Consider the following 21,374-nt stretch of genomic DNA (forward strand, 5'->3'; position numbering starts at 1 on the left):
GAGGCCCTTATCAATCAGGACGGACGGAAGGCGACGCAGGGTCCCGCGATCGCGAGATGCACGAGGCCCGACGCGTCGGCCTCGAAGGCGGCGGGCGCGCGCACGTCCAGGCGCCGGTCGTCCACCACCACGGTGAGCAGGCTGTGGTCGCCGCGGAAGCTCATGTCCACCACTTTGGCCGCGCGCCCCGCGTCGGGCGCGGCGAGCACGATCTGTTCCGGCCGCAGGCAAAGCGACGCCCGGCCGTTGACGCCGTCCGCCACCGCGCCGAGATCCGCGTCCCCCAACGGCGTCGCCGCCCGGCCGGCGGAAAGCGTCGCCTCCAGGAAGATCGCGGCGCCGGTGATGCGCGCGACCTCGGGGCTCGCCGGCGTGAGATAGACCGTGCGTGGGTCGGCGGCCTGGGCGATGCGCCCGGCGTGCATCACCGCCACGAGGTCGGCGGAGGCGAAGGCCTCTTCGGGGTCGTGCGTCACCAGAATGGCGGAGGCCCGGGTGCGCCGGAGCGTGGCGGCGACGTCGGCGGCGACCGCGCGGCGGAGGTCGAGGTCGAGGCCGTTGAACGGCTCGTCCAGCACCACCAGTCGCGGCCGGGGCGCGAGCGCGCGCGCCAGCGCGACCCGCTGCTGCTGGCCGCCGGACAGTTGGTGGGGGTAGCGGTCGCCGAGCGCCCCGCAGCCGACGAGGTGGAGCGCCTCGCCGATGCGGGCCGGCGTGCGGTCCTTCCGGGCGAGACCAAAGCCGACGTTGCCGGCCACGGTGAGGTGCGGGAACAGCGCGCCTTCCTGCGGCACGTAGCCCACGCGGCGCCTCTCCGCCGGCTCGTGCCGCCCCTCGCCCGAGACGACCGCGCCGTCGATCGCGATCGACCCAGCGTCCACTCGGTCGAACCCCGCGATCAATCGCAGGAGCGTGGTCTTCCCACAGCCGGAGGGGCCCAGCAGCGCCGCGATCCGGCCGTCGCCGACCGCGAGGTCGACGCCGTTCAGCACCGGATGCCCGGCGTAGGCCTTGGTGACGTTCGTAACGACGACGCTTCGCATCAGAGGTCGTGGAGCTCCAGGCTGCGGCGCGTGAACACGTAGACGGGCAGCGCCGAAAGCGCCACCAGCAGCGCCGCGAAAGGGGCCGCCGCGGCGTACTGGCCATCGTTCGCCCGCGACCAGACCTCGGTCGCGAGCGTGGTGACGCCGATCGGCGCGAGCAGCAGCGTCGCGGTCAGCTCCCGCACGAGCTCCAGCGTCATCAGCGCCAGCGACGCCCCGACGCCGGGGAGGATGTTGGGCAGGGTCACGGTGGCGAAGGCCATGAGCGGCCCTCGGCCCAGGCTGCGCGCCACCTCCTCCAGGCCCGGCGGCGCGAGCTCCACCGAAGCCCGGAGCGCGGACTGGGCGAGCGGCAGGAACAGCACGGCGTAGGCAGCGAACAGCAGCGCGGTGGTCTGGTAGAGCGCGGGCACGTAGCGGATGGCGAAGAAGGTCAGCGCGAGCGCCACCACCAAGCCGGGCAGGCCGTGGACGACGTAGGGCAGCCGGTCGAGCAGCGCCGTCAGCGGGCTTCGCCTGCGGGTCGCCGCCAGCACCAGCGGCAACGCGAGCGCGGTGACGATGAGCGCGCCGGGCAGCGCGAGGCCGAGCGAGCCCTCGACCGCCGGCCAGATGTCGACGACGCCGCGCGCCGCGGAACGTCCGACCGCAAGCCAGTAAACCAGCATGGCGGCCGGCACGCCGGAGCCCAGCGCGACAAGGACGGCGAAGGCCACGACGACGAGGGCTTTCAGACGCCCGAGCGCGAGCAGCCGCGGTTCGCGGCGCCCGCCCCGGCCGCTGCGCGAAAAGCGCATGCCGCGCCGGAGCCGCATCTCGAACAGAGCCGCCGGAAGGCTGAGCGCCAGCAGCACGGCCGACTGCAGGGCGGCGGTCGAACTGTCGAACTGGAGCTCGTAGGAGGCGAAGATGGCGGTGGTGAAGGTCTGCACCCGCAGCAGCGCGAGCGCCCCGAACTCCGCCAGCATGTGGGTGAGCGCGAGCAGCGCCCCGGCGCCGAGCGCCGGCCAGACCTGCGGCAGCGCGACCCCGTAAAAGGCGCGCCAGGGGCCGCGGCCGAGCGAGCGCGCGACGTCCTCATAGGCCGGGTCCATGCTGCGGAGCGCCGCCGCCACGGGCAGGTAGACCAGCGGGTAATGCGACAGCGACAGGATGAGGACAGCGCCGCCCATGCCCTGAAACGCGACGTCGAGCGAGGCCCAGGCGAAGCTCGCCACGAAGGCGGGGGTCGCGAGCGGCAGGGCGAGCAGGATGCGCCAGGCGCGCCGCCCTGGCAGGTCGCAGCGCTCCACCACCCATGCGCAGGCGACGCCGAGGACCGCGGAGATCAGGGTCACCGAGAGCGACAGCGTCAGGGTGTTGACCAGCAGCTCCAGCGTGCGCGGCCGCAGCAACTCATCCGCCACGCCCGCGGCGCCGACGCCCCAGGCCCGCAGCGCGACGTAGGCGAGCGGCAGCGCGATCAGCAGGCAGGTCGGCGCCGCGGCGAGCAGCAGCCAGACCGGCGTCCCCGGCCCCCGCCGCGGAAGCGCTGGGCTCACGCCAGGCCCGCCTCGCGCTGCAGGGCGAGCGCCTCGGCCGCGTCGCTGACGTCGTCCGGCGTCAGGTCCGGCGGGTCGAGCTCGGCGAGCGGCTTCAGCTTGTAGGGCGAGGCAACGCCCGGCCGCACGGGGTACTCGGCGACGGCGTCGACGATCGCCTGCTGGCCTTCGGTCCCCGTCATGAAGGCGACGAAGCGCTGCGCGAGCTCCGGCTTGCGGCTGGAGGCCAGCACGCCCGCGGCCGAGAGCGTCACCAGCGCGCCCGGATCCTTGGCCCCGAGGTAGTGCAACTGGCAGCGCATGTTCTCCTCGCCGATCTCGTCGGCGACCGCATACCAGTAGTAGCTGTTGACCAGCGCGGTCGCGATCTCGCCGCGCTGCACCGCCTGCACGGCGGCGACGTTGCCGTTGTAGATCCGGCCGTTGTCCTTCAGCCCCTTCAGCCAGGCGATCGCGGCGTCGCGGCCGCGGAGCTTCGCGATCGCCAGCGCCTGGCTCTGGAACTCGCCGCTGGTTGGCACGTAGGCCACGCGGTCCTTCCAGGCGGGCGTGGCGTAGTCGAGCACCGAGGACGGCAAGTCGGCGGGCGTCACCTGCTTCGCGTCGTAGGCGACGACCCGGCAGCGGGCGGTGACGCCGATCCAGCAGCCGTCGTTCGCGGCGTAGGCCGCCGGGATCTGGCGCAGGGTCTCGGCCGCGACCGGCGCCAGCAGCCTGCGGGCGGTGAGCGTCGTCACCGGCGCGGTCTCCTCCGAGAAGAACACGTCGGCCGGCGAGGCCGCGCCCTCCTCGATGATCTGGTTCGCGAGCTGCGCGCTGCCGCCCTTGCGGATCGCCACCTGCACGCCGGTCGCGGCCATGAAGGCTTGGACGACGGCGGTGGCGGGCTCAGCGTGCTGGCCGTTGTAGAGCGTCAGCACCTCGGCCGCCGAGGCGCGCGGCGCAAGCGGAACAACCGTGGCCGCGCCCAGGGCCATGCCGGCGCGCAGCAGCGCTCGCCTGTCCAGCCCGCTCATTAGAATACCTCTAAACGACTGCGTTTGCTCACGAAGTCGTTAGAGCGCCCCTTTGCGCGCCGCTGTCAACCGTCAGCGCGGGCATCCCTCACACCGTCTCAAGAGGGAGCGGTTTGCGGCGCACGACTGCTGACGAGCTTGGCCTCAAGACAGCCAGAGCTCCAGCGTGCCGCGACGGGGCGGGGCGCCATACCGGCGGAAGTCCTGGGCGCGGGGAGCGACGCCGACGGCCCCTTCGACCGCGCGGCTCAGGGCGTCGAGCGAACCCCGGTCGGCGTCGTAGAAGTAGCGCATCGCGTCCTGACGCACCGGGAACGGCACGCCGCGGATGCCGGCGACCGCGACGCCCTCGCGCTCGAGTTCGGCCGCGACCGCGCGGGCGCGGGCGATGGCGCGGGCGTCCGACGCGCGCACATGGATGAACACCCGCACCGACGCTTCGGGTTCGGCGGTCAACGGGCCGTCGACTGTGGCTGCGGACCGCGCGGGTTGATCGCGCTCCCTCGCGGCGCGCGCGACGATCGGTTCCTGCTCCGTCCGAGCGGCTAGCACGGCAGGCGCATCGCCGGCCTCGTCGGCGGGGGCTTCCGCGATCTCCGCCTGATCCGGGTCCGGTCGCGCGGGGGCTTCGGCACGTGCTGCGGGCTGCTCGGGGGACGACAGCGGCGCCGCAAGTTCGGCGACCTCGCGCTTCAGGGCGTCGCGCTGGCGCTCTAGTTCGGCGAGTTCACGCTCCACGACCGCCTTGCGCGCATCGTCGTCGAGGCGCTTCGCCTCGCGCCGCGCCGCGGCGTCGGCGGCGCGCTCACGCTCGGCTTCCCCCGCGGCGAGCTTCGGATCGGTCGCAGGCGCGGCGGCGGATTTTTCCGGGCCGGCTGACGCGTCGCGGTCGATGAAGCTCGAGCCGGCGTAGGCCGCGGCCAGCGACGTCACGCCGACGATGCCGAGGACGAGCCCGAAGCGTCTCAGACGACGTCCGCTTGTCGTGGCGGAGCGCCGGCGCAGCGGATCGCCGCCCGTGGTGGTCGCTGGAACCCGGCTCTGGCCTTTGACGCTGTCGGACATGCTCGTGCTCCCGGGGGCTTGCGGCCCACTCGTCTCGCCCTCAGTCAGGATATAGGACACGGGCCTTCCACGCCGAGGCCCGCACTGGATCAAAAACCCGAAGCGCAGCGCTCCGCGAGGCGCGCAAGGAAGCCTTCGAGCGCGACCAACTGGGAGACCTCGAGGAATTCGTCGGTCGTATGCGCCTGGGCGATCGAGCCCGGCCCGCAGACGACCGTCGGCACGCCCGCGCGCTGGAAATGGCCAGCCTCCGTGCCGTAGGACACGGCGAAGGAGCGGTTCTGGCCGGCGAGCGCGAAAGCCAGCGTCTCCGCGGGAGACCCTGGCTCGGGCGAGAGCTCCGGCACCACGACGAGAGCGGTCGTCGCCACGTCGGCGTCGGGCGCCGTGTCGCGCAGCGACGGCAGCACGTGACGCTGGGCGAAATCGGCCAGCCGCGCCGGCGGTCCCGCGCCGTCGAAGCCCGGAAGCCCGCGGAAGCCCCAGGCGATGCGGCAGCGCTCCGGCACGATGTTGCTCGCCTCGCCCCCCTCGACGACTCCCACCGTGATGGTGGTCTCCGCGGGTGTGAAGCGTCCGGACGGGTCGCCCTCCATGGCGAGCGCCTCGCGCATATGGTCGAGCTCGACGAGCAGCTTGCCCGCGGCCAGCACGGCGTTGGCTCCGAGCTGCGGCATGCTGGCGTGGGACGACCGGCCGGTCACAACGGTCTCGAAAGCGTAGACGCTCTTGTGCGCGTCCACGACCGTCATCTCGGTCGGCTCGCCCACGAGGCAAAGCTTCGGCTTCGGCAGATCGACGCCGAACCGCGCGATCGTTCCCTCGACTCCGATGCAGCCTACCTCCTCGTCGTAGGAGAAGATCAGGTGGACCGGCGTCGCGAGATCCGCCGCGAGAAAGCGCGGGACGGCCGCGAGCACGCCGGCGAGATAGCCCTTCATGTCGCAGGCCCCCCGGCCGTAGAGACGACCGTCGCGCTCGACCAGGGTGAAGGGGTCGGAGGTCCAGCGCTGGCCCGCGACGGGCACCACGTCGGTGTGGCCCGAGAGCAGGACGCCGGGGCGGTCCGTGGGGCCGATGGTGGCGAACAGCGCCGCCTTGGTTCCCGTCACGTCGGGCGTCCGCACGGACGCGACGCCGACGGAGGCCAGCAACGCCTCGACGTAGCCGATCAGCGGCAGGTTCGATTTCGAGCTGACGGTGTCGAAGGCGACGAGGCGCGCAAGGATCTCCCGCGCATCCGGAAAGGCGGCTGTCATGGCCGCGAGGTCAGTGCAGGGTGCGGACGGCGTGCGGGCTTTCCAGCGCGAAGGCCGGGATCGCCACCTCGAACGGCTGACCGGCGTCGGTCTGCATCTGGTAGGCGCCGACCATGATGCCGGACGGCGTCGGAAGGGGCGCGCCGCTGGTGTAGGTGTAGGACTGGCCCGGCGGCAAAAGCGGTTGTTCCCCGACGACGCCAGGTCCCCGCACCTCCTCGGTGCGGCCGCGGCCGTCGATGATGCGCCAGTGGCGCGCGACCAGACGAACCGTCTCCTCGCCCTCGTTCACGATCTCGACCGTGTAGGCGAAGACGTAGCGCTCCTCTTCCGGCGCGGACTCGCCGGGCATGTAACGCGGCTGCACGGTCACGCGGATCGCCCGCGTCACCGCGGTCCAGCTGTGGTCGTCGTTCGATTCCAGGGGCGCGGACGTGCTCATTCCTGCAGCATAAGCTCCCACGCGCGCAGGCCGTCAACTGTCGCGCCGTCGCGGGCGCGCAGCGGGCCCGCTGCAGTCACGTTTTCGGCATCAGGCATACAGAACGCCACATCCTGACGAACGGATAGCCGTCGCTCTCTTGATCGCCTTCTTGCGGTCACATTTACTGACGCTCGCGAACCGCCCGAGCCGGAAAGCCGGCCAAAAAGGAGCGGACGCAAGGGAAACGCCGGGATGACAGCGCGCGAGCGCTCATCCGCACCGCGGCGAAGGGCCTTCGGCCCTGTCGTCGCGCCAGGGAGGACGACATGACCAAAACGACCGACGCTCGAGGTGCACCCGAAGCCGGGCGGAGCCGACGGCGCTTTCTCGTCGCTGGCGCGGCCGCCGTGGCGGGCGGCGTGGCCGCCCCCTCGGTGGTGAGGGCGCAGGCGGCCGTGCGGCTGAAGTTCCAGTCGACCTGGCCGAACAAGGACATCTTCCACGAGTTCGGATCGGACTTCGTCAAGCGCGTCAACGAGATGGGCGCGGGACGGATCCAGCTCGAGTTGCTGCAGGCGGGCGCGGTCGTGCCGGCCTTCCAGCTCCTGGACGCGGTCAACGCCGGCATCCTCGACGGAGGCCACGGCGTCTCCGCCTACTGGTACGGCAAGAACAAGGCCTTCTCGCTGTTTGGCACCGCGCCGCCCTTCGGCTGGAACGCCAACCAGCTGCTGGGCTGGATCAACTATGGCGGCGGCCAGCAGCTCTACGACGAGCTGGTGCAGGGCGTTCTGAAGCTGAACGTGAAGGGCTTCCTCTCCGGGCCCATGCCGTCGCAGCCGCTCGGCTGGTTCAAGAAGGAGATCAAGACCGCCGAGGACCTCAAGGGAATCAAGTACCGCACGGTCGGGCTGTCGGCCGACGTGTTCAAGGAGATGGGCACCGGCGTCACCATCCTTCCGGGCGGCGAGATCGTGCCCGCGATCGACCGCGGCCTGATCGACGGCGCCGAGTTCAACAACCCGTCCTCGGACAAGGTGCTGGGCTTCGCCGACGTCTCGAAGATCTACATGGTCCAGAGCTACCATCAGGCGCTCGAAAGCTTCGAGATCCTGTTCAACAAGCGCAAGTTCGACGGGCTGCCGGCGGAAGTGCAGGCGATCATCAAGTACGCCGCGGAAGCCGCCTCGGCCGACATGTCGTGGAAGGCGCAGGACCGCTACTCCAAGGACCTTCAGGCCCTGAAGGACGCCGGCGTGAAGGTGCTGCCGACCCCGCGGCCGGTGCTGGAGGCCCAGCTCGCCGCCTGGGACAAGGTGATCGCCGCCCAGACGGATCCGTTCTTCCTAAAGGTCATCGAGAGCCAGAAGGCCTGGGTCAAGCGCGTGGTCGGCTTCACGCAGGAGTACGAGGTCGAGACCAAGCTCGCCTACGAGCACTTCTTCAACCAGGCCTGACGGCCTTGATCGCGGCCGGCCCCCGGGGCCGGCCGCGCCGCTTCCATGGCGCCCCGCCTCCGGCCGAAGGCATGTCTCATGCAGTCCTATCTCCTCGCCGTGGACCGCTTCAACGCGGCCGTGGGCAAGCTGTTCGCGTGGTCGATCGTCGTCCTCACCTTCGTCATCGTCTACGAGGTGGCGTCGCGCCGCATCATGGGCGCCCCGACCACTTGGGCGTTTGACGCCAGCTACATGCTCTACGGCCTGCTGTTCATGATGGCGGGCGCCTACACGCTGTCGCGCAACGGCCATGTCCGCGGCGACTTCCTGTACCGGCAGTGGCGCCCGCGCACCCAGGCCGGCCTCGACCTCTCGCTCTACATCCTGTTCTTCTTCCCCGGCATTTTGGCCATGGTCTACGCCGGCTGGGTGTTCTTCGACCTGTCGTACCAGACCGGCGAAACCAGCTCGTTCTCGCCGGACGGGCTGAAGCTCTGGCCGTTCAAGCTCGTCATCCCGGTCACCGGCGTGCTGATGACGCTGCAGGGCGTCGTCGAGGTCATGCGCTGCGTGATCTGCCTGCGGACCGGCGACTGGCCGCAACGGCTGAGCGACGTTGAGGAGACGGAGCAACTGATCCTCGCCGAGGCCGCGGCCAACAAGGTCGCGGTCGACCCGTCCAAGATCGAACTCGACGAGGCCAAGATATGATCTCGGATCCCATGATGGGCGTGATCATGCTCGCCCTGTTCGTCGTGCTGCTGCTTCTGGGCTTCCCCATCGCCTTCACGCTGATGGCGCTCGGCGTCGGCTTCGGCTTCTACGCCATGGGCGACGTCGTGTTTCAGCTGTTCGTGCAGCGCGCTTACAGCGTGATGTCGAGCGACGTGCTGATCTCGGTGCCGCTGTTCCTGTTCATGGGCTACCTGGTCGAGCGCGCGAACATCCTCGATCGACTGTTCCGCTCGATCCAGCTCGCGGCCGGCGGCCTGCCGGGATCGCTCGCGATCGCGACGCTCGCGACCTGCGCGCTGTTCGCGACCGCCACCGGCATCGTCGGCGCGGTGGTGACGCTGATGGGCCTGCTCGCCTTCCCCGCCATGCTGCGCGCCGGCTACGACATCAAGCTCTCCGCCGGCGTGGTCTGCGCGGGCGGGTGCCTCGGCATCCTGATCCCGCCGAGCGTAATGCTGATCCTCTACGGCGCGACGGCGGGCGTCTCGGTGGTGAAGCTCTACGCGGCCGCCTTCTTCCCCGGCCTGATGCTCGCGGGCCTCTACATGCTCTATGTGGTGGTTCGCGTGATGATCACGCCCTCGCTCGCGCCGAAGCTGCCGCCCTCCGAACGCGCCGCCTCCTACTGGGCGGTGATGTGGGCGCTGGCCACCTCGTTCCTGCCGCTCGCGCTGCTGATCTCGGGCGTGCTCGGCGCGATCATTGGCGGCTTCGCCACCCCGTCCGAGGCCGCCGCCATCGGCGCGCTCGGCGCCATGGTGCTCGCCGTCGCCTACCGGCAGCTCACCTTCAAGAAGCTGCAGGAAAGCGTCTACCTCACCGCCCGCGCCTCGGCGATGGTGTGCTGGCTGTTCGTCGGCTCATTCGTGTTCTCGGCGGTGTTCGCCTATCTCGGCGGACAGTCCGTGGTCGAGAACTTCATCATCGGCCTCGACCTGACGCCGATCCAGTTCCTGCTGCTCACCCAGGTCATCATCTTCGTGCTGGGCTGGCCGCTGGAGTGGACCGAGATCATCGTGATCTTCCTGCCCATCTTCCTTCCGCTGCTCAGCCACTTCAACATCGACCCGCTGTTCTTCGGCATCTTGGTGGCTTTGAACATCCAGACGTCGTTCCTGTCGCCGCCGGTCGCCATGGCGCCGTTCTATCTCAAGGGCGTCGCGCCGAAGCACGTCACGATCAACGAGATCTTCGCCGGCGTGATGCCGTTCCTCGTGATCGTGCTGTTCTCGATGGCGCTGTACTACACCTTCCCCGCGATCGGCCTGTGGCTGCCGAATTATCTCTATGGGGGCGGGGCGAACTGACGGCCTCCAGGTCTCGAGCGGCCGTCAAGCCGATCCGGGACCGCCGCTCAGCCCTCCGCGGCTTCGTCGGCGGCCTCTCGGTCGATGGCCGCCACCTCGGCGACGTCGAAGCCGTACTTGGTCGAGCAGAAGTCGCAGGTCACTTCGATCGCCCCGGCGTCGGTGAGCATGTCGCGGCGCTCCTCGGGCGAGAAGCTCTTCAGCATTCCGCGCACCCGGTCGTGGGAGCAGCGGCAGGCCTCGCGCACGGCGCGGCTGTCGAACACGCGGATCTCGCGCTCGTTGAACAGCCGGATCAGCAGGCGCTCGGGCGCCAGCATGGGGTCGATCAGTTCGTGGTCCTCGACGGTGGCGACCAGCGTCTCCGCCTCGACCCAGGCGTCGTCGACCGGCGTCTCGTCGAACGCCGCGCCCTCCGGCGCGTCGCCGGGGGCGAGGTCCGGCGTGCGCATGCGCTCGGGCGCCTCCGGCAGGAACTGCACCAGCAGCCCGCCGGCGCGCCAGGAGTGGCGGGCGCCGGCCTCGAAGCTCTCGGCGACCGCGAGCCGCACCTTGGTCGGGATCTGCTCGGACTGCTCGAAATAGGTGTGGGCGGCGTCTTCGAGCGATCCGCCCTCCAGCGCCACGACGCCCTGGTAGCGCGAGGCTTCGGAGCCGGTGTCGATGGTCAGCGCCATATGGCCGCGGCCGAGCAGCGCGCCGGCGGACGCTCCGTTCGCCTCCGAGAGGCGGTCGGCGTCGAAGCGGGCGCAGGCGCGCACCTTGTCGGGCGCTTCGAAGTCGACGACGAGCATGCCAACCGGCCCATCCGAGCGGGTCTGCAGCTGAAAACGGCCTTCGAGCTTGAGCGAGGAGCCGAGCAGCACCGTAAGGGCCACGGCCTCGCCGACGAGCTTCGACACCGGCGCGGGGTAGGCGTGGCGCTCCAGCACGCGGTCGATCGCGGGGCCGAGACGCACCACGCGACCGCGGACGTCGAGCTCTTCGATCTGAAACGGCAGGATGCGGTCGTCGCCGTCCTCGCGGAGGACGGAGGGAGAGATGTCGTTCATGGCCGCCTACTTAGGGAGAGAGAGCGCCGGGCGGAAGAGCGCCCGCCGCATGGCCGCCGCCGCCTCAGGCGCCCACAGCGCCGAAGCACCAGGCGAGCACGCCCTTCTGCGCATGGAGACGGTTTTCGGCCTCGTCGAACACCACCGACTGCGGCCCGTCAATCACCTCGTCGGTGACCTCCTCGCCGCGGTGAGCCGGCAGGCAGTGCATGAAGATCGCGTCCTGCGCCGCCTTGCCCATCAGGCGCTCGTTCACCTGGTAGGGCCGGAGCAGGTTGTGCCGGCGCTCGCCATCGGCGTCGCCCATCGAGACCCAGCTGTCGGTGATGACGGCGTCCGCGCCGGCGACGGCCTCCTCCGGGTCGGCGCCGAGGCGCAGGTCCGCGCCCTCGCGCTTCGCCCAGGCGACGATCGCCTCACAGGGCGCAAGCTCCGGAGGGGTCGCGACGTTGATGCGGAAGTCGAAGCGCGCCGCCGCGTGGATCCAGGAGGCGAGCACGTTGTTGGTGTCGCCGGTCCAGGCCACGGTCCGGCCCCGGATCGGCCCCTTGCGCTCCTCGAAGGTCAGGAGATCGGCCATGACCTGGCAGGGATGCGAGACCTTCGTCAGTCCGTTGATCACGGGCACGGTGGCGTATTTCGCAAGCTCCAGCAGCGCGTCGTGCTTCAGCATGCGGATCATGATCGCGTCGACGAAGCGCGACAGCACGCGCGCGGTGTCGGCGATCGCCTCGCGCTCGCCCAGCTCGATCTCCCTGCCGGAGACCATGATGCTCTCGCCGCCGAGGTCGCGGATTCCGACGTCGAACGACATGCGCGTGCGCAGGGAGGGCTGCTCGAACACCATGGCGACGACCTTGCCGGCGAGCGGCTTGTCTGCCTCCGCGGCGGGTGTGCGCCGCCGTCCCTTCATGGCGCGGCCGGCGTCGAGGATCGCGCGGAGCTCCGGCCCCGAAAGATCGGAGAGGTCGAGGAAGTGGTTGGGCGTCGTCATTCGGCGGCTCCCCGCGCAAGCGCGAGTCCCATGTCCCGTTCGATGCGGCTCAGGGCGCGGTCGACCATCCCGATCGCTTCGCCGATTTCGGCCTCGGTCACGATGAGCGGCGGCAGCAGTCGGACGACGTTGTCGCCGGCGCCGACGCTGAGCAGCCGCTCGGCGCGGAACGCGGCGGCGACATCGCCGTTCGGGATGGCGCAGCGCAGGCCGGTGAGCAGCCCCTCGCCGCGCACTTCGGTCACGAGCGACCGATGCGCGTCCACGACGCCGGCGAGCCTCTGCCGCAGCAGCAGGCCCATCCGCCGGACATGGTCGAGGAAGCCTGGCGCCAGCACGACGTCGAGCACGGCGTTGCCGACCGCCATGGCGAGCGGATTGCCGCCGAAGGTCGAGCCGTGAACGCCGGCGGTCATGCCGTCGGCCGCGGCGCGAGTGGCGAGGCAGGCGCCGAGCGGGAACCCTCCGCCGATGCCCTTGGCGATCGCCATCACGTCCGGCGTCACGCCGGACATCTCGTGCGCGAACAGATGGCCGGTGCGGCCGACGCCGGTCTGGACCTCGTCGAACACCAGCAGCAGGCCGGTCCGGTCGCAGATCTCGCGCAGGGCCCGCAGGAACGCCGGCGGGACGAGCCGCACGCCGCCTTCGCCCTGCAGGGGCTCGATCAGGACGCCGGCGGTCTCGGGCGTGATCGCCGCCTCGACGGCGTCGAGATCGCCGAACGGGACCTGGTCGAAGCCTTCGACCTTGGGCCCGAAGCCCTCGATGTACTTGGCCTGGCCGCCGGCCGCGATCGTCGCCAGCGTGCGGCCGTGAAACGCGCCTTCGAAGGTGATCAGCCGAAAGCGCTCCGGCTGGCCGTTGGCGTGGAAATGCTTGCGCGCGAGCTTGATCGAAGCCTCGAGCGCCTCCGCCCCGGAGTTGGCGAAGAACACGACGTCGGCGAAGGTCGCGTCGACCAGCCGCTGGGCGAGCCGTTCTCCCTCCGGAATCCGGTAGAGGTTGGAGACGTGCCAGAGCTTCTGGGCCTGCGTCGTCAGCGCCTCCACCAGATGGGGATGCGAATGGCCGAGCGAATTGACCGCGACGCCCGCGGCGAAGTCGAGGTAGCGCGTCCCGTCGGCGGTCTCCAGCCAGCAGCCTTCGCCTCGCTCGAAGGCGAGGTCCGCGCGCGCGAAAACGGGCAGGAGCGGAGATGGAGACGGGGCGGGGGACACGGGATCGGCCGTCCTTGGCGGTTCGGCGGCGACCGCTGTCATCGTCGCGGGCCGCGCTCCGGGCGTCGGAAAAAAGAAAAGAGCCGCCCAGCCGAGCGGCCCTTCTCCACGATTTGCCGCATGATAGGCGCCGAGGCCCCGCTGTCAATCCGCGCGCGTATGACGCTCTCGGCCCCGCAGCGCCAGAGGCGCCTGTGCGTAAGCAGTGGATAAACCAAAACGCGGGAGCTGGGGAAAACCCCAGTGTTGCAGATCGGACTCTTTACGCTGAGTCGCCGGCTATCGTAGTTTAGACTTCATTAACGCGACGACATTTCGTGGCGACGAGATCCCAGGCGAGTAGGACGGCGGCGACGCCCGAGCGCGCGATCAGCGCGTAACGGCGAAGGCTTCCGGATTCCGCCTGAGACAAAGAGCTTTGGAGGATCCAATGCAGTGGACCGACGAGCGGGTCGAGCTTCTGAAGAAGCTTTGGGCCGACGGCCTCAGCGCAAGCCAGATCGCGGCGGAACTTGGCGGCGTGACCCGTAACGCGGTCATCGGCAAGGTTCACCGCCTCGGCCTGTCGGGCCGCGCTAAAGCGGCCCCGACCGCCGTCGCCCGCATCCGCAAGCCCGTCGCTTCGCCGACGCGCCCGGCGGCGTCTGCCAGCAACGGCGGCGCGTCCCGTCCGCAGCAGCAGCCTGTCTACGCCTCCCGCGGCAACGCCGCGCTGGCGGCGGCCCCCGTGATGGAGGCGCGCCACGTCGCGGCTCCGGCGCCACGCCCGGTCGCGATGCAGCTCGTCGAGACGACGCCTTTCGCCTGCGAGAGCGTGACGATCATGGAGCTCAAGGAAAACATGTGCCGCTGGCCGCTCGGCGATCCGAGCCAGGCCGAGTTCCGCTTCTGCGGCGGACGCTCGACCCCCGGCCACGCCTACTGCCCGCACCATGCGACCATCGCCTACCAGCCGGCCAACGACCGCCGGCGCGACCGCCGGCCGATGATGCCCTCGCACTGAGCCGAGCGACGTTCAAAAAAAGGCCGCCTAGGGCTCAGCCCCGGCGGCCTTTTTTGCGTCCGATCGACTGCGCCGCGTCACACCGCCTTGAGGGCGACGTCGATGTCCTCGAGCAGGTCGGAGACGTCCTCGAGCCCGACCGACAGCCGCAGCATCGCGTCGGAGATGCCAAGTTCCGCGCGGGCCGGCGGGGCAAGACGCTGATGCGTCGTCGTCGCCGGATGGGTCAGGATCGACTTCGCGTCGCCGAGGTTGTTCGAGATCTTCACGACCTGAAGCGCGTTGCCGAAGCGGAAGGCGCCCGCCTTGCCGGCGTCGATCTCGAACGCGACCAGCGTGCCGCCGCCCGCCATCTGCGCCTTCACCAGATCGGCCTGCGGGTGGTCCGCACGGCCGCAGTAGGTCAGCTTCGACACCTTGGGATGGTCGGCGAGGAAATCCGCGACGGCCCCTGCGCTCGTCTGCGCCCGCTCCACCCGAAGCGCCAGCGTCTCCAGCCCCTTCGCCAGCGTCCAGGCGTTGAACGGCGACATGGCGGGACCGGTCTGCCGCAGGAAGTTGTGCAGGTGGTCCATCACGAACTTTTCGGAGCCCAGCACGACGCCGCCGAGCACCCGGCCCTGGCCGTCGATGTGCTTGGTGGCGGAGTAGACCACGACGTCCGCGCCGAGCTTCAGCGGCTGCTGCAGGATCGGCGTCGCGAACACGTTGTCGACCACCAGCCGCGCGCCGGCCTCGTGGGCGATCGTGGCGATCGCCGCGATGTCGTAGACCTGCAGCGTCGGGTTGGTCGGGCTTTCAAGGAACAGCACCTTGGTCTGCGGCCGTATGGCGGCGCGCCACTGCGCGAGGTCCGCCCCGTCGACCAGCGTCGCCGAGATGCCGAAGCGCGGGCAGAGGTCCTCCACGACGTAGCGGCAGGAGCCGAACAGCGCCTTCGCCGCCACCACGTGGTCGCCGGCGTTGAGCTGGCACAGCATGGCGGCGGTCACCGCGGCCATGCCGCTGGCGGTGGCGCGGCCGGCTTCGGCGCCTTCGAGCGCGATCATGCGCTTCTCGAAGGTCGCCACAGTCGGGTTGGAGAAGCGCGAGTAGATGAAGCCGGGGTCCCGCCCGTCGAACCGCGCCTCGGCCGCTTCCATCGTGTCGTAGGCGAAGCCGGAGGTGAGGTAAAGCGCCTCGGACATTTCGCCGTAGCCCGAACGGGCCTCCCCCTCGTGGATCAGGCGCGTGGCCGGCCTGACGGCGCGGTCGAGGGGAAGCGGCGGACGGCTCATGGCGGTGCGACCTTCAGCGAACGGCCGGGTCGCGTTGTGACGCCCCGAACGGGCCTCGAGCGCGCAATCCGGCCTTTTAGCGGGTTGTTTTAACGTGGCGGCAAGCCGGCCGGCCCAAGGAGCCACGAAGAATGGCGTCGGTCGTACTGCGGAGGTGCGCCAGCGTCAACGTTCGCGTACACCGGTCGGATATGCCGGCCGCCGGCGAGACAGCGAAGGGTCCGCGACGTGGAACTGAGGGATGAGCGCCGCGGGGGAATTCTGCCGACCCAGGCGATCGAGCGGCTGATCGCCGACGGCGGTCTCGTTCTGGACGCGCCGGCCGCCGACGACCAGATCCAGCCCGCGAGCCTCGACCTCCGGCTCGGACCCGTCGTCCACCGCGTGCGGGCGAGCTTTCTTCCCGGCGCAGGCCGCACGGTGGCCGAGCGGCTCGACGAGTTCCGGCTGCACACCATCGATCTCCGCCAGGGCGCCGTGCTCGAGACCGGCTGCGTCTACATCGCGCCGCTGATGGAGAGCCTCGCGTTGCCCACGGACGTCGCCGGCGCCACGAACCCCAAGAGCTCGACCGGCCGCCTCGACGTCTTCACGCGCGTGATCGCCGACGGAGCGCGCGCCTTCGACGCCGTGCCCGCGGGCTACCGCGGCCCGCTGTTCGCCGAGATCAGCCCGCGCACCTTCCCTGTGCTGGTGCGGGCCGGCTCGCGCCTGTCGCAGCTCCGGCTCCGCCAGGGCGAGGCCCGCCTCGACGACGCCGCGCTGGCCGCGCTGCAGGCGACGAGCCGGCTGATCGACACCGACGCGCCGGACGTTCACGGCGGCGTCGCGGTCACCGTCGACCTGCTCGGCGCGGACGACGCGATCATCGGCTGGCGGGGCAAGCGCCACACCGGGGTGGTCGACGTCGACGCCCGCGCCATGCAGGACGTCTCGGAGTTCTGGGAGCCGATCCGCGCCGGCCGGTCCGGCCTCGTGCTCGATCCCGGCCAGTTCTACATCCTGGCCTCGCGCGAGGCGGTGCAGGTGCCGCCGGACCACGCCGCGGAGATGACGCCGTTCGATCCGCTCGTCGGCGAGTTCCGCGTGCACTACGCCGGCTTCTTCGACCCTGGCTTCGGCCACGTCGAGGGTCGCGGCGCGGGCGCGCGCGCCGTGCTCGAGGTGCGGAGCCATGAGGTGCCGTTCATCCTGGAGCACGGCCAGAACGTCGGCCGCCTCGTCTACGAGCGAATGCTGGAGCGCCCCCGCACGCTCTACGGCGAACTCGCGACCTCGAACTACCAGGGCCAGGGCCTGAAGCTGTCGAAGCACTTCCGCGCGCCTTGAGCGCGGAAGTGCTGCCGTCTTGGAAAGTCTTCGAACCTCGCTCAAACGCGGCTTATCCCGCTCGATCTGTCGGTGATGTTCGCTCAGCGATAGCTAGCGGTTTCGGCGCGAATGCCGAAGCCTCTTTATCTTCAGCCGAGAAGCGCGCCGGCGCCTCACCTGCCACTGCAACAGCCGCCGCGTAACCCTTCGATATCAGGCCGTATTGTAACGGCGCTCTCCTACCCGCAGTTCGCCCGCGGCTCCGGCGACGGTGTACCCCAGCGCTTGTCCGCCGGGCATGTGAAAAAATGCGAAGCGGTCGGACAGCGCCTGAGCTACGAATGCAGGCAGCCGCGCTTCAGGCCCGAGCGCACGCCAAGCGACGTAGCCGGCACACCGCGGCCCTGGATGGTCCGGCAGCAGGCCGCCTCGCGTCGGCTTAAGCGCGCTCGAGGCGGACCTTGGCGTGCGTTTGACCCATCGCACCACGCGCGCGTTGTCGCCGACGCCGGAGGGAGAGAGGCCTTCCCGCATTTTCGCAGAGGCGATGCTTGAAACCGCCACGGAAGGTAGAGCCGCAGTAGCGCCGGGCGATGCCGGAGCCTCCGGCCTGCTCCGGATTACGGCCTCCATCCCGTTCGGCCGAAAAGTCGTAACGCCGATGCTGGCGCGGTTCCTCGAGGACCATCCGGGACTTCGCATGGAGCTTCGGCTGAGCGACGGCGTCGTCGACATGTGGCGCAGGGCATCAACGTAGCGCTGAGGTCAGGCGACCTGCGCGACAACGGGCTTATCGCCCGTCGGCTCACGAACAATCCGCGAGATCTGTACGCGGCGTCCCGCTACCTCGCGCGAAAGGGAACGCCCGCCACCATGTCGGACCTCCGCGGCCATCAATGCCTCGCCGTCGTAGGTTCCACCCACTGGACGTTCGAACGCGAGGGCCGGCTGGTCAGGCAAGCGATCGGCGGGCGGTTCATGGCGGACAGCGTGGACGCGTTGCTGCAAGCCGCGGTCGAGGGTGGGCATCGTTCGGCTGTCGGAGTGGAACGTCCGTGAGGATGTTGCGGCTGGCCGTCTTGTTCCAATTCGCCTGACCGATAGGGGTAGTCCCGGATCAAGGCATCTGGGGGGTGCTGCCCACCCGGCAGTTCGTCCCCGCAAAGGTGCGGCTGTTCCTCGACGCTTTCGCGGCGCATATGACCGTCCGGTCGGAGGCTTGATCGGCCGGTTCGGCTCTGGGCTGAAATGGCAAATCCGTTCTGCTCCGTACAATGCCGGTTGTCGATGTCTGTCGGCGTGGGTCAAGTTGTGCCGCAAGCCTGTGGCCGCTTGGCGTATCAGCGAAAATTGGCTGGACGCCGATTCCGTTGAAAAACTCGGCCATTGAAGCGATGCAGCGTCGCTGATTCACTTCGCTCTATGAGCGGAGGGCGGCGGCGATGATGGGCGAGCGGCAAGTCGACCAAGCGGCGCTGTTCTATGAGTTCTCTCTCGAGCGGCATGTGCCGCAAGATCACCTGCTGAGGGCGATCGACCGGTTCGTCGACCTGTCAGAGGTGCGGCGGGATCTGGCTCCCTTCTATAGCTCGATCGGGCGTCCTTCGATCGACCCTGAGCTGCTGATCCGGATGCTGCTGGTCGGCTACTGCTTCGGCGTCCGGTCTGAGCGGCGGTTGTGCGAGGAGGTTCATCTGAACCTCGCCTATCGCTGGTTCTGCGGGCTCGGCCTCGACGGCGACGTGCCGGACCACTCGACCTTCTCGAAGAACCGCCATGGCCGCTTCCGCGACAGCGACCTGCTGCGCAAGCTGTTCGAGACGGTCGTCCGGCGCTGCATGGCTGAGGGGCTTGTGGGCGGCGACGGCTTCGCGGTCGACGCCAGCCTGATCCGGGCCGACGCCAACCGTCAGCGCTCGGCGGAAGGCACGGACGAGGTCGACTGGGAAGAGTTGGCCGCGACGCGGCGCGCAGTCCGCGAGTACCTCGACACGCTCGACAATGCGGCCTGGGGCGCGGCGAGCCCGACGACGCCGAAGTTCGTCTCGCGGTCGGATCCGGCCGCGCAGTGGACCGGCGCACACAAGGGCCACGCCTTCTTCGCCTACGCCACCAACTACCTGATCGACCTCGACCACGCGGTGATCGTCGACGTCGAGCCCAGCCGCGCCATCCGGCAGGCCGAGGTCGGCTCGGCCCGTACCATGATCAACCGGACCCAGGACCGCTTCGGGCTCTGGCCCGAGCGGCTCGCAGCCGACAGCGCCTATGGTGCGGCCGAGATGCTCGCCTGGCTGGTGCATGAGCGCGGGATCGAGCCGCACATCCCGGTGTTCGACAAGAGCGCTCGGACCGACGGCACGTTCAGCCGTTCGGACTTCCCCTATGACCACGCCCGCGATCTTTACACCTGCCCGGCCGGGAACGAACTGAGACCTCGCCAGAGGGTCTACCGAACCTCGGCTCCGCTCGTCGACGACGACGGCATGATCCGCTACCGCGCCAGCAAGTTCGACTGCGACGCCTGCTCCCTGAAACCGCAGTGCTGCCCAAACGCGCCGGCCCGGAAGATCCCTCGCTCGATCCACGAGGGCGCTCGCGACATGGCGAGGGACATTGCGAAGACCGACGCCTACACGGCCTCCCGGCGTGAGCGGAAGAAGGTCGAGATGCTGTTCGCGCACCTGAAGCGCATCCTGCGGCTCGACAGGCTAAGCCTTCGAGGGCCATGCGGAGCCCGCGACGAGTTCCTGCTCGCCGCCACCGCCCAAAACCTCAGGAAGCTCGCAAAGATGGTCCTAGCGCCGAGCCCGATCCCGGCCTGAAAAGAGGAAAGGCCGCTCGTCTTCCGGCCGTCAGCTCGGATGCCCCGCCAAGCAACCGACTTCTTCAACGCAATCCGCCATAAGCAGGCCTTTTCAACGTCCGAGGCGCATCAGAAGCGGCGCCACGCGCCGCGAGCAAGCTTTCGGAGCTCGAGGAACAGACCGGGGAGACCATTCGCCTGCCTCATTAGCTAGCCTAATCTGATTGGAACAAGTATAAACTGTTGAAAACATTTATCCTTTTAGGGAAAGGCGTGTTACCGCTAGGGCGTAGCTGACGATCGACGCCGGACCTGTGATGCGCCGCTGGAACCTCGACGCCCTGTTTCGCCAAAGCGCCAAGGCGATAGGCTGCGGCCTCGTCCGGCGCGGGATGTCGGCCGACGCAGCCGGGGACGTCGTCCAGGACGCCTTCGTGCGCCTGATGACCGCCTCGACCAACGACGCGCAGAACGCCCGCCAGGACGATCGGCCGGAGGGCTATCTCGCCATGGTCGCCCGCAACCTCGCGCTCGACGCCGCCCGCCGGGAGCGCATCGCTCCGGTCACGGCCGTTCCCCCCGAAACGCTGTCACTCGCCGCCGATCCGGAACCCTCGTCCGAACGCCGTCTGGTCGATCGGCAGCGCCTCGCGTTGGCGATGGCCGCCCTCGACGAACTGCCCGAGCGCACCCGTCGGGCTTTCGAGCTCAACCGGATGCAAGGTCTCACCCTGGCCGAGGTTGGCCGCGAGCTCGGCCTCTCCACCTCGCGGGCTGGAGCGCTGGTGAAGGAGGCCTACGCCCACCTTCGAAGGCGGACGTCCGCCGGCGCGTGATCGCAGGCGTCGCGGCGCGGCCGAACGAGAAATCCGCTATCTCCGCTCGTTATCGCTAGTGTAAGCGACCGGGCGGCGCCGTGGGCGCAAGGCCTTTTGCGAGCCGGACCGAGGATGGCGGAGCGACTGCGCGAAGACGACGGCCTCTGGAGCGAAGCGCTTGATCTTCTGCTCCGGCTTCAGGCCGATCCCGACAATCCGGTCGCGCGCGAGACCGCGGAGCGGTGGCTCGCGCGCAGCGCGGACCACCGCCGGGTCTGGGGCGAAGCGATCCGCCTGCACGAGCTCGGAGGCAAGGCGCTCACCGCCCGGAGCGCGCTGCAGCCTCGCGCCCTGTCGCGCCGCCGCGTCCTTGCCGGCGGCGGCGCAGCGCTCGCGGCCGGCGCCGCCGGGGCCGTCGTTCTCCCCGGCGCGATCGCGCGGGCAAGAGCCGACGTGGCGACCGGCGTCGCCGAGCGCCGCCAAGTGACTTTGCCGGACGGGTGCCAGGCGGAGCTCGGGCCCGACACCGCCCTGCGGTACGATTTCTCCGAGACCAGCCGGTCGGTCGAGCTTCTCCGCGGCATGGCCTATTTCGAGCCCGCCGCCGGCGCCCGGGCCTTCGTCGCCGCCGCGGCCGGGGTCAAGGCCTCGACCGCGAACGCCGCTTTCGAGATTCGGGAGGAGGCGGGCGTCGTCACCGTCGCCGTGGAGCGCGGGCTCGTCGAGATGCCCACAGCTCTCCGGCTCGGACCGGGAGACTGGTGCGCGCTTGGCGACGACGGCCGCGTGGAGCGGGGCAGCACGCCGATCGACCGGGTCGCAGCCTGGCGCCAGGGGCTGATCTTCGCCGACAGCGACACCTTGGCCTCCGTGGCCGCCCGCGTGGCGCGCTGGAGCGCGGCGCGCGTGATCATCGCGGACACGACCCTGGGCGCAGAGCGGATCAGCGGCGTGTTCGACCCGGCCTCGCCGCTCGACGCGCTCGCTGCCGCGATTGCGCCGTTGGGCGGATCGGCGCGCGCCGTCACCCCCTGGCTGGTGGTGCTGTCCCGCTTCTGAGC

The 21,374-nt window shown here is 70.0% G+C and carries 18 protein-coding genes, 1 pseudogene and 1 riboswitch; of the genes and pseudogenes, 9 read left to right on the forward strand and 10 right to left on the reverse strand.

The window, feature by feature from the left end; genetic code table 11:
• Positions 1–14: 14 nt before the first annotated feature.
• The 6 genes from K244_RS0114610 to apaG all read right to left on the reverse strand — a co-directional run bounded on the left by K244_RS0114610 (position 15) and on the right by apaG (position 6,369).
• A complete protein-coding gene (locus K244_RS0114610) occupies positions 15–1,043 on the reverse strand; it encodes an ABC transporter ATP-binding protein (protein ID WP_020187026.1) in 1,029 nt (342 codons plus the stop codon).
• Positions 1,043–2,587, reverse strand: a complete 1,545-nt coding sequence (locus K244_RS0114615) for an iron ABC transporter permease (RefSeq protein ID WP_020187027.1) — start codon at positions 2,585–2,587, stop codon at positions 1,043–1,045. The genes K244_RS0114610 and K244_RS0114615 overlap by 1 nt, the downstream gene beginning before the upstream one ends.
• Positions 2,584–3,603, reverse strand: coding sequence for an extracellular solute-binding protein (locus K244_RS0114620; RefSeq protein ID WP_020187028.1), 1,020 nt, complete (start codon positions 3,601–3,603; stop codon positions 2,584–2,586). Before K244_RS0114620 ends, K244_RS0114615 begins: the two co-directional genes overlap by 4 nt.
• Before the next feature lie 144 nt (positions 3,604–3,747).
• Positions 3,748–4,668, reverse strand: a complete 921-nt coding sequence (locus tag K244_RS0114625; RefSeq protein ID WP_024816518.1) for a hypothetical protein — start codon at positions 4,666–4,668, stop codon at positions 3,748–3,750.
• Between the two features lie 89 nt (positions 4,669–4,757).
• Positions 4,758–5,927: an acetylornithine deacetylase gene (gene argE, locus K244_RS0114630; RefSeq protein WP_020187029.1), complete on the reverse strand. Its 1,170-nt coding sequence runs from the start codon at positions 5,925–5,927 to the stop codon at positions 4,758–4,760.
• Between the two features lie 10 nt (positions 5,928–5,937).
• On the reverse strand, positions 5,938–6,369 hold the full coding sequence (apaG, locus tag K244_RS0114635) for a Co2+/Mg2+ efflux protein ApaG (protein ID WP_020187030.1): 432 nt from the start codon (positions 6,367–6,369) through the stop codon (positions 5,938–5,940).
• Positions 6,370–6,677: 308 nt separating this feature from the next.
• Here apaG and K244_RS0114640 point away from each other — a divergent pair, with 308 nt between their 5' ends.
• From K244_RS0114640 to K244_RS0114650, 3 genes are all read left to right on the forward strand, one after another.
• Entirely contained in the window at positions 6,678–7,808 is a 1,131-nt protein-coding gene (locus K244_RS0114640; RefSeq protein WP_036305810.1) for a TRAP transporter substrate-binding protein, read from the forward strand.
• 78 nt (positions 7,809–7,886) lie between these two features.
• Complete coding sequence (locus tag K244_RS0114645) at positions 7,887–8,501, forward strand: TRAP transporter small permease subunit (RefSeq protein WP_020187032.1); 615 nt, start codon at positions 7,887–7,889, stop codon at positions 8,499–8,501.
• On the forward strand, positions 8,498–9,832 hold the full coding sequence (locus tag K244_RS0114650; protein WP_020187033.1) for a TRAP transporter large permease subunit: 1,335 nt from the start codon (positions 8,498–8,500) through the stop codon (positions 9,830–9,832). The genes K244_RS0114645 and K244_RS0114650 overlap by 4 nt, the downstream gene beginning before the upstream one ends.
• A 47-nt stretch (positions 9,833–9,879) precedes the next feature.
• Here K244_RS0114650 and K244_RS0114655 read toward each other — a convergent pair whose 3' ends face one another.
• The 3 genes from K244_RS0114655 to K244_RS0114665 all read right to left on the reverse strand — a co-directional run bounded on the left by K244_RS0114655 (position 9,880) and on the right by K244_RS0114665 (position 13,098).
• Positions 9,880–10,884, reverse strand: a complete 1,005-nt coding sequence (locus K244_RS0114655; RefSeq protein WP_020187034.1) for an Hsp33 family molecular chaperone — start codon at positions 10,882–10,884, stop codon at positions 9,880–9,882.
• Between the two features lie 64 nt (positions 10,885–10,948).
• Positions 10,949–11,878, reverse strand: a complete 930-nt coding sequence (argF, locus tag K244_RS0114660; protein ID WP_020187035.1) for an ornithine carbamoyltransferase — start codon at positions 11,876–11,878, stop codon at positions 10,949–10,951.
• Complete coding sequence (locus tag K244_RS0114665; protein WP_036306844.1) at positions 11,875–13,098, reverse strand: aspartate aminotransferase family protein; 1,224 nt, start codon at positions 13,096–13,098, stop codon at positions 11,875–11,877. Before K244_RS0114665 ends, argF begins: the two co-directional genes overlap by 4 nt.
• A gap of 430 nt (positions 13,099–13,528) precedes the next feature.
• Between K244_RS0114665 and K244_RS0114670 the strand changes: the two genes are divergently transcribed.
• A complete protein-coding gene (locus tag K244_RS0114670; RefSeq protein WP_020187037.1) occupies positions 13,529–14,101 on the forward strand; it encodes a GcrA family cell cycle regulator in 573 nt (190 codons plus the stop codon).
• 77 nt (positions 14,102–14,178) lie between these two features.
• On the opposite strand, the gene K244_RS0114675 is transcribed toward K244_RS0114670, so the two are convergent.
• A complete protein-coding gene (locus K244_RS0114675) occupies positions 14,179–15,378 on the reverse strand; it encodes an O-succinylhomoserine sulfhydrylase (RefSeq protein WP_020187038.1) in 1,200 nt (399 codons plus the stop codon).
• 56 nt (positions 15,379–15,434) lie between these two features.
• A riboswitch (SAM riboswitch) is annotated at positions 15,435–15,514 on the reverse strand.
• Positions 15,515–15,606: 92 nt separating this feature from the next.
• On the opposite strand from K244_RS0114675, the gene K244_RS0114680 reads away from it, so the two are divergent.
• The 5 genes and pseudogenes from K244_RS0114680 (at position 15,607) to K244_RS0114705 (ending at position 21,372) form a co-directional block, all read left to right on the forward strand.
• Positions 15,607–16,707, forward strand: a complete 1,101-nt coding sequence (locus tag K244_RS0114680; protein WP_020187039.1) for a 2'-deoxycytidine 5'-triphosphate deaminase — start codon at positions 15,607–15,609, stop codon at positions 16,705–16,707.
• A 529-nt stretch (positions 16,708–17,236) separates the two neighbouring features.
• Positions 17,237–17,748, forward strand: a pseudogene (locus K244_RS24210) (substrate binding domain-containing protein).
• Positions 17,749–18,131: 383 nt separating this feature from the next.
• Positions 18,132–19,514 carry an IS1182 family transposase gene (locus K244_RS0114695; RefSeq protein ID WP_024816521.1) on the forward strand — a complete coding sequence of 461 codons (1,383 nt, stop codon included), beginning with the start codon at positions 18,132–18,134 and terminating at the stop codon, positions 19,512–19,514.
• A 298-nt stretch (positions 19,515–19,812) separates the two neighbouring features.
• On the forward strand, positions 19,813–20,331 hold the full coding sequence (locus tag K244_RS0114700; protein WP_020187042.1) for a sigma-70 family RNA polymerase sigma factor: 519 nt from the start codon (positions 19,813–19,815) through the stop codon (positions 20,329–20,331).
• 114 nt (positions 20,332–20,445) lie between these two features.
• Entirely contained in the window at positions 20,446–21,372 is a 927-nt protein-coding gene (locus tag K244_RS0114705; protein ID WP_020187043.1) for a FecR domain-containing protein, read from the forward strand.
• The last annotated feature ends 2 nt before the right edge of the window (positions 21,373–21,374 follow it).

Source organism: Methylopila sp. 73B (assembly GCF_000526315.1).
Classification (GTDB): Bacteria; Pseudomonadota; Alphaproteobacteria; order Rhizobiales; family Methylopilaceae; genus Methylopila.

Excerpts from the sequence above, each read along its gene's own strand:
- K244_RS0114610 (WP_020187026.1), bottom strand. The coding sequence starts at position 1,043 with ATGCGAAGCGTCGTCGTTACGAACGTCACCAAGGCCTACGCCGGGCAT.
- K244_RS0114620 (WP_020187028.1), bottom strand. The coding sequence starts at position 3,603 with ATGAGCGGGCTGGACAGGCGAGCGCTGCTGCGCGCCGGCATGGCCCTG.
- K244_RS0114625 (WP_024816518.1), bottom strand. The coding sequence starts at position 4,668 with ATGTCCGACAGCGTCAAAGGCCAGAGCCGGGTTCCAGCGACCACCACG.
- argE (WP_020187029.1), bottom strand. The coding sequence starts at position 5,927 with ATGACAGCCGCCTTTCCGGATGCGCGGGAGATCCTTGCGCGCCTCGTC.
- apaG (WP_020187030.1), bottom strand. The coding sequence starts at position 6,369 with ATGAGCACGTCCGCGCCCCTGGAATCGAACGACGACCACAGCTGGACC.
- K244_RS0114640 (WP_036305810.1), top strand. The coding sequence starts at position 6,678 with ATGACCAAAACGACCGACGCTCGAGGTGCACCCGAAGCCGGGCGGAGC.
- K244_RS0114645 (WP_020187032.1), top strand. The coding sequence starts at position 7,887 with ATGCAGTCCTATCTCCTCGCCGTGGACCGCTTCAACGCGGCCGTGGGC.
- K244_RS0114650 (WP_020187033.1), top strand. The coding sequence starts at position 8,498 with ATGATCTCGGATCCCATGATGGGCGTGATCATGCTCGCCCTGTTCGTC.
- K244_RS0114655 (WP_020187034.1), bottom strand. The coding sequence starts at position 10,884 with ATGAACGACATCTCTCCCTCCGTCCTCCGCGAGGACGGCGACGACCGC.
- argF (WP_020187035.1), bottom strand. The coding sequence starts at position 11,878 with ATGACGACGCCCAACCACTTCCTCGACCTCTCCGATCTTTCGGGGCCG.
- K244_RS0114670 (WP_020187037.1), top strand. The coding sequence starts at position 13,529 with ATGCAGTGGACCGACGAGCGGGTCGAGCTTCTGAAGAAGCTTTGGGCC.
- K244_RS0114675 (WP_020187038.1), bottom strand. The coding sequence starts at position 15,378 with ATGAGCCGTCCGCCGCTTCCCCTCGACCGCGCCGTCAGGCCGGCCACG.
- K244_RS0114695 (WP_024816521.1), top strand. The coding sequence starts at position 18,132 with ATGATGGGCGAGCGGCAAGTCGACCAAGCGGCGCTGTTCTATGAGTTC.
- K244_RS0114700 (WP_020187042.1), top strand. The coding sequence starts at position 19,813 with ATGCGCCGCTGGAACCTCGACGCCCTGTTTCGCCAAAGCGCCAAGGCG.
- K244_RS0114705 (WP_020187043.1), top strand. The coding sequence starts at position 20,446 with ATGGCGGAGCGACTGCGCGAAGACGACGGCCTCTGGAGCGAAGCGCTT.